General features: G+C 67.7%; 6 protein-coding genes. 2 read left to right on the top strand and 4 right to left on the bottom strand.

Annotation, left to right across the window (positions count from 1 at the left end; all coding sequences use genetic code 11):
- The first annotated feature begins 2 nt into the window (after positions 1–2).
- Positions 3–359: an iron chaperone gene (locus ACFVVI_RS35110; RefSeq protein ID WP_387449237.1), complete on the top strand. Its 357-nt coding sequence runs from the start codon at positions 3–5 to the stop codon at positions 357–359.
- Here ACFVVI_RS35110 and ACFVVI_RS35115 read toward each other — a convergent pair whose 3' ends face one another.
- From ACFVVI_RS35115 to ACFVVI_RS35125, 3 genes are all read right to left on the bottom strand, one after another.
- Positions 360–1,490, bottom strand: a complete 1,131-nt coding sequence (locus ACFVVI_RS35115) for an NDMA-dependent alcohol dehydrogenase (RefSeq protein ID WP_378996349.1) — start codon at positions 1,488–1,490, stop codon at positions 360–362.
- A gap of 104 nt (positions 1,491–1,594) precedes the next feature.
- Positions 1,595–2,119: a DinB family protein gene (locus tag ACFVVI_RS35120; RefSeq protein WP_387449241.1), complete on the bottom strand. Its 525-nt coding sequence runs from the start codon at positions 2,117–2,119 to the stop codon at positions 1,595–1,597.
- A 70-nt stretch (positions 2,120–2,189) separates the two neighbouring features.
- Positions 2,190–3,254 carry a phosphotransferase family protein gene (locus tag ACFVVI_RS35125; protein ID WP_387449244.1) on the bottom strand — a complete coding sequence of 355 codons (1,065 nt, stop codon included), beginning with the start codon at positions 3,252–3,254 and terminating at the stop codon, positions 2,190–2,192.
- A 70-nt stretch (positions 3,255–3,324) separates the two neighbouring features.
- On the opposite strand from ACFVVI_RS35125, the gene pabB reads away from it, so the two are divergent.
- The gene (pabB, locus tag ACFVVI_RS35130; RefSeq protein WP_387449247.1) at positions 3,325–5,385 is read left to right on the top strand and encodes an aminodeoxychorismate synthase component I; all 2,061 of its coding nucleotides are present in this window, start codon (positions 3,325–3,327) and stop codon (positions 5,383–5,385) included.
- Positions 5,386–5,451: 66 nt separating this feature from the next.
- Here pabB and ACFVVI_RS35135 read toward each other — a convergent pair whose 3' ends face one another.
- Positions 5,452–5,943, bottom strand: coding sequence for a hypothetical protein (locus ACFVVI_RS35135; RefSeq protein ID WP_387449250.1), 492 nt, complete (start codon positions 5,941–5,943; stop codon positions 5,452–5,454).
- Positions 5,944–6,147: the final 204 nt, after the last annotated feature.

Raw genomic sequence — 6,147 nt, forward strand, 5'->3', positions numbered from 1 at the left:
ACATGACCGAGAAACCCGACTCCGTCGACGCCTATCTGGCGGCCCAACCGCCGTCGGAGCGCGCTGTCCTGCAGCGGATCCGCGAAACGATCCACCGCGCGGTGCCCGACACGGGCGAAAAGATCAGCTACGCCATCCCGGCCGCCACCATCGACGGCCGGGTGTTCATCTTCTTCGCGGGCTGGAAGTCCCACGTGAGCGTGTACCCCGTCCCCGAGGGGGACGAGGCGCTCGAGAAAGCCGTCGAGCCCTACAACTCGGGCCGTGGCACCTTGAAATTCCCACTCGGCGAACCGATTCCGTACGACCTGATCGCCCAGGTCGCGGTCCGCCTCGCCGAGCGGGCGGGCAAGAGCTGACTACCAGTCGGCTTCGGTGAAGCGGATGATGCCGCGGATGTTCTTGCCGTCCAGCATGTCCTGGTAGCCCTGGTTGATCTCTTCGAGCGAGTAGGTGCGCGTGACCATGTCGTCGAGATTGAGCTGGCCCGCCTTGTAGAGCGAGAGCAGGCGCGGCGCGTCCTGGCGAGCGTTGCCGCCGCCGAAGATCGTGCCCTTCACCGTCTTCTGCAACATCGACAGCAGGAAGCTGTTCATCTTGACGTCGCCGGCGTCCATGCGCCCCATCGAGGTGACGACGAGAGTGCCCGCCTTGCCGGTGAGGATCAGGCCCTCCTCGACGTAGTCGCCGTGCATCTCACCCATGGTGAGGATGACCTTCTCGGCCATCCGACCCTCGGTGGCCTCGATCATCGGCATGATCGCGGCGGCCATGCTCTCGTAGGTGTGGGTGGCGCCGAACTTCTGCGCCTGTTCACGCTTCCACGGATTCGGGTCGATGGCGATGACCTTCGACGCACCGGAGAGCACAGCCCCTTGCAGCGCGCTCATGCCGACGCCGCCGATACCCGCGATCACCACGGTCTCACCCGGCTGCACCTGTGCCACGTGGGTCGACGATCCGAACCCGGTCGGCACGCCGCAGCCGACGAGGCACGCCACCTCGAACGGGATGGTGGGATCGATCTTCACCACGGACGTGTGGTGCACCGTCATGTACGGGGAGAACGTGCCGAGCAGGCACATCGGGATGACATTCTCGCCACGCGCCTGGATGCGGTACGTGCCGTCCGAAATGGCCTGCCCCATCAGCAGTCCGGCGCCCAGGTCGCACAGCGCCATGTTGCCGGCGACGCACGAGGGACAGCGGCCGCACGCGGGGATGAACGACAGGATGACGTGGTCACCCACGGCCAGGTCGGCCGGACAGTTCGGGCCGAGCTTGGTGATCACACCCGCGCCCTCGTGCCCACCCATCACCGGGTAGGCCGGCATCGGCGTCGCGCCGGTGACGATGTGATGGTCGGAGTGGCACATGCCCGCCGTTTCCATCCGGATCTGCACTTCACCGGCGACGGGGTCGCCGACCTCGATCTCCTCGACCGACCATTCCTGGTCGGTGCCCCACAGGATCGCGCCCTTCGTCTTCATGCCGGTAGACCTCTCGCCAAGCTCGTGCCTCGTTGTGACTGCACTCACCCTAGCCACAAATCACCGGTTTCTGAAACACGTTCTAGAAAATATTCGAGAGATTTCTATCCGCGCACGTCATGGACGTGGTGCACGACGTCGTGCACGAAGTACCGGCCCAGCGAGGTGACCGTGAACAGTGAACCGTCACTGCGCGCGCCCCGCAGATCGAGCCGATCGGCGGGCACCGCGCCGAACGCGGCAGCCACCCGATCGGCGGCGAGCGCCAGCCCCCGGGCCACTACGGCGGGGTCCTGCCGGTCGTAGCGATCGGCGACGGCGGTCGCGTCCTGATCCCAGTTCTCGAACCGCGGCGCCTCGACCCCGTCACCGTCGAGCATCAGCGCGAGCCTGGTATCGAAGATCCGGCACACATCGCGCACGTGAGCGCCGTATTCGAGGACCGACCAGGTCAGCTCGTCGGGACGCACTCGTGCGTCGTCGCGTTCGAGCGCCGCACCGATGCGGGTGGCACTGTCGAGCACGAGCTCGGGGACGGCCGAGTACGCGGTGGCCTCGGCATCGAATCCGCACTCGGAGCAGGCGCGTTCGAGGACCCAGGTCCAGTTCTTGGTGTCGGGGACGATCATGGAAGTCAGCCTAAATTGTCCTCTTTTTATGCTCCATCAATATTCAGCCAACTATCGGCGAGATCCGGCATTATTCGGCGAGCTGATTCGCTTGCTCGAAGAGTTCCAGCGTCACCGCGTGCAGGAAGTCGCCGACCGGCTTGGGCGCCTTGCCCGCGAAGGCCCGCGCGTACGTGCCCTCGAGGACGATGCCCAGCTTGAAGCAGGCCAGCACGGTGTACCAGGTGACGGCACTGAGATCGCGATCGGAGAACTTGCCGTAGTGCTCGATCATCTCCGCCTCGGTCGGCAGACCGCCGACGGTGCCGAGGGTGCCCATCAGACCCGCCCCGACGGTGCCGGGCTCGGGCCTGGTCGCCAGCTGCCAGCCCAGGTCGAGCAGCGGATCGCCGATCGTCGACATCTCCCAGTCGACCATCGCCGCCACCTCGGGGCCGTCGTAGTCGAACATCATGTTCGCCAGGTGACAGTCGCCGTGCATGATGCCGGGCAGCCAGTCCGCCGGCCGGTGCCGCTCGAGCCAGTCACCGATCCGCTCGAGACCGGGGATCTGCGGGCCGGGGTAGCCCTCGTTGGCGTTGTAGGAGTCGAGTTCGCGCAGCCAGCGCGGGACCTGCCGCTCGAGGAAACCCGCGGGACGTCCGTAGTCGCCGAGGCCGAGCGCCTGATAGTCGAGGGAGCCGAGCCGGGCGATGGCCTCGACCGCGGACAGACCCATCTGGCGCCGGACCTCGGGATCACCGGCGTGCAGTTCAGGCAGTTCCGTCTGCGGGTTGAAGCCGCGGATGGGCTCCATCAGATAGAACACCGCACCGATCACCGACTCGTCGTCGCAGGCCGCGATCACCCGGGGCGAGCGCACCTCGGTGCCGGCGATCGCGCGCAGCAGTCGTGATTCCCGGCCGATCACCTCATTGCTCTTGGCACGCAGATGCTTGGGCCCGCGCCGCAGCACGTACTCGCGCTCGCCCCGGGTGAAGCGCAGCATCACGTTCTGCGTGCCGCCGCCCAGAGCGGTGACCGCATCGAATTCCGTCCCGGGCAAGCCCTGTTCGTCCATCCACCGCCCGATCGCCGCGAAATCGGCGATCGCCGGGTCAACATCGACAGGTTGAGAAACAGCCATGCCGCACATTGTGCCCGGAGATCGGCGGGGACTGCGCGGGAATGCGCACGCGCACGCCCGGCGTAATGTTTCTGCCACGATGCGCACGCTCTTGATCGACAACTACGACTCGTTCACCTACAACCTCTATCAGCTGATCAGCGAGGTCAACGGGAGCGAGCCGACCGTCGTGCACAACGACGAGGCCGACAGCTCCCTCGACCTCGATCAGTTCGACAATGTGGTGATCTCGCCCGGACCCGGCCGCCCGGACCGCGCCCGCGACATGGGGGCGTCGACAGCGCTGATCGCGCAGACCGATCTGCCGCTGCTGGGCGTATGCCTGGGCCATCAGGGAATCGTGCTCGGCGCGGGCGGAACGGTGGAGCGCGCGCCACAGGCCAGGCACGGTTTCCTCGATCAGGTGACCCACGACGATCGGGATCTGTTCGCCGGTCTACCGCAGGGCTTCACCGTGGTGCGCTACCACTCGCTCGCGGCGCGGGAGCCGCTGCCCGCCTCGCTCGAGGTGACCGCGTCGACCAGCGATGGGGTGATCATGGGGGTGCGCCATCGCGAGCGGCCACAGTGGGGTGTGCAGTTCCACCCCGAGTCGGTGTCGAGCGAATTCGGCGCCGCGCTGCTGCGCAACTTCGCCGATCTCACCAAAGCGCGTACGCGGGTAGCCGCACCGGTGGTCGTGCGCGGACCCAGTGTCGTGGCGCCCGTTTCCCATGAACGCTCATTCAGCCTGCGGCACAAGGTGATCGAACGCGCGATCGACACCGAAGCGATCTTCCTGCGCCGTTGCGCCGACGCTCCGAACGCGTTCTGGCTCGACAGCGAGCACGTCGAACCCGGCCTGGACCGGTTCTCCTTCCTCGGCGACGCGAGCGGGCCGCATGCCGAAATCGTCGGCTATCGGGTCGGCGACGCCCGCGTCACCGTGACGGACATCGAAGGCACCCGTACCGTCGCGGGCACGGTCCTGGACTATCTCGATCGCGAACTCCGGGCGCGGCACTGCGAAACCCCGCCGCTGCCTTTCGATTTCGCGGGCGGCTACGTCGGCTATCTCGGTTACGAGGTGAAGGCCGACTGTGGTGCGAACATCGCGCACCGCTCCCCCACCCCCGATGCCCAGTGGATCTTCGCCGACCGGCTGATCGTCGTCGACCACGAGGCCGGGCGAACCCACCTGCTCGCCCTGTGCGAACCCGCCACCGCGAGCGACGCCGAGCAGTGGCTGCGCGAGACTTCCGACTCCCTCGACGATCTCCCCACCTGGGTCAATCCCGCCGACCTGCCCGTGGCCGCCGATCCCGGCGCCGTGCAGGCGCATCTGGTACGTGGCCGCGACCGCTACCTCGCCGACATCGCGGTGTGTCAGGACCGGCTGCACGCGGGCGAGTCCTACGAGATCTGCCTGACCGACGCGGTCGCCGTCGCCGCGGCGCCCGGGGACGGATTCGCCTTCTACCGGCGACTACGCCGCTGCAATCCGGCACCGTACGCCGCCTACCTGCGCTTCGACGGTCTGGACGTGGCGTGTTCCTCGCCGGAACGGTTCCTGAAGATCGACCGGGATCGGGTGGTCGAGAGCAAGCCGATCAAGGGCACCGCCCCGCGCGGACGGACCACCGACGAGGACGAGCGCCTGCGTCGCGCGCTGGCCGACGACCCGAAGACCCGGGCCGAGAACCTGATGATCGTCGACCTGCTGCGCAACGACCTCGGCCGCGTCTGCGAAGTGGGTTCGGTGCACGTCCCGAAGCTGATGGACACCGAAACCTACTCCACCCTGCACCAATTGGTGTCGACCGTGCGTGGCACGCTGCTCCCCGACGCCGGGGTGATCGACTGCCTGCGCGCGTGCTTCCCCGGCGGTTCGATGACCGGCGCGCCGAAGCTGCGGACCATGGAAATCCTCGACGAACTGGAAACCCAAGCGCGCGGCATCTATTCGGGCACCATCGGTTTCCTCGGCCTGAACGGCACCGCCGACCTCAACATCGTCATCCGCACCGCCGTCCGCTACGACGACGAGTGGCGGATCGGCGCGGGCGGCGCGATCGTCCTCGATTCCGATCCCGAGGACGAGTACGCGGAGATGGTACTCAAGGCGGCGGCGACATTCCGGGCGCTGACTCCCGAAAGGTGAGTTCGACGCGCACGCGGCAACACCGGTCGGGCCACCTCGCCGCCGGAGCGGACGGCGTTCGAGGAATCAGCGCCGCCGACGGCCGCGCTTGTCCGACTCCGGTTCCGGTGCGGGTTCCTCGCCCCCACGCCCCGTGATCCGCCCGAGCAATCCGACACCGGGCAGCTTCGCCACCGCGCCGAACACGTCCTCGCCCAGGGAGATCATCGCCTCGAGCCGTGGCAACAGCCGGTCATAGGTCGCGAACACCGGATCGGCCAGCGCCAACGTCCGATCGAGCCGATCGATCGTGCTGTTGAGCCGATCGACCGCGATCGACAGGTTCTCCACCAGATCCGGCAACTGCGCGGCCAGCTGCGCCGACGCGGGCGGCAACCGAACCGCCGCATCGAAGGCGTACCCCGCAGTCTGCTGAGCAGCATCGATAGCCTGTCCCGCCGCAGTCTGCGCCGCCCCCACCGCCGCCTGCGCCGCCGACAGCAGTTCCGCCCCCGGCACCTTCCGCGCCTGCGCCGGAGCAGGCTCCTCCGCGCGCCCCCGCTTCCTCGGGTTCGTCATGACACCACTGTGCCCCAAGGACGCCACAGACGCAGGGAACCGCACCCTCGCTCACCTCCGTGTCCGGCGGCAGAACACTCCCAGCCCCGCACGACCCGACCTCGAGGAGGGTCCGCCGCGCAGCGGCGGTTCGCGGCCGTCCCGCTGTTCAGGTGCCGTTGCGTATGGGGCGAAAGGGCAAACAAACGCCCCCGGAAACCCGGG

Origin of the sequence: Nocardia sp. NPDC058114 (genome assembly GCF_042884695.1) — a bacterium.
Lineage (GTDB): Bacteria > Actinomycetota > Actinomycetes > Mycobacteriales > Mycobacteriaceae > Nocardia.

What these genes read in the sequence shown, in the direction of transcription:
- ACFVVI_RS35110 (WP_387449237.1), top strand. Translation starts at nt 3, where the DNA reads ATGACCGAGAAACCCGACTCCGTCGACGCCTATCTGGCGGCCCAACCG.
- ACFVVI_RS35115 (WP_378996349.1), bottom strand. Translation starts at nt 1,490, where the DNA reads ATGAAGACGAAGGGCGCGATCCTGTGGGGCACCGACCAGGAATGGTCG.
- ACFVVI_RS35120 (WP_387449241.1), bottom strand. Translation starts at nt 2,119, where the DNA reads ATGATCGTCCCCGACACCAAGAACTGGACCTGGGTCCTCGAACGCGCC.
- ACFVVI_RS35125 (WP_387449244.1), bottom strand. Translation starts at nt 3,254, where the DNA reads ATGTGCGGCATGGCTGTTTCTCAACCTGTCGATGTTGACCCGGCGATC.
- pabB (WP_387449247.1), top strand. Translation starts at nt 3,325, where the DNA reads ATGCGCACGCTCTTGATCGACAACTACGACTCGTTCACCTACAACCTC.
- ACFVVI_RS35135 (WP_387449250.1), bottom strand. Translation starts at nt 5,943, where the DNA reads ATGACGAACCCGAGGAAGCGGGGGCGCGCGGAGGAGCCTGCTCCGGCG.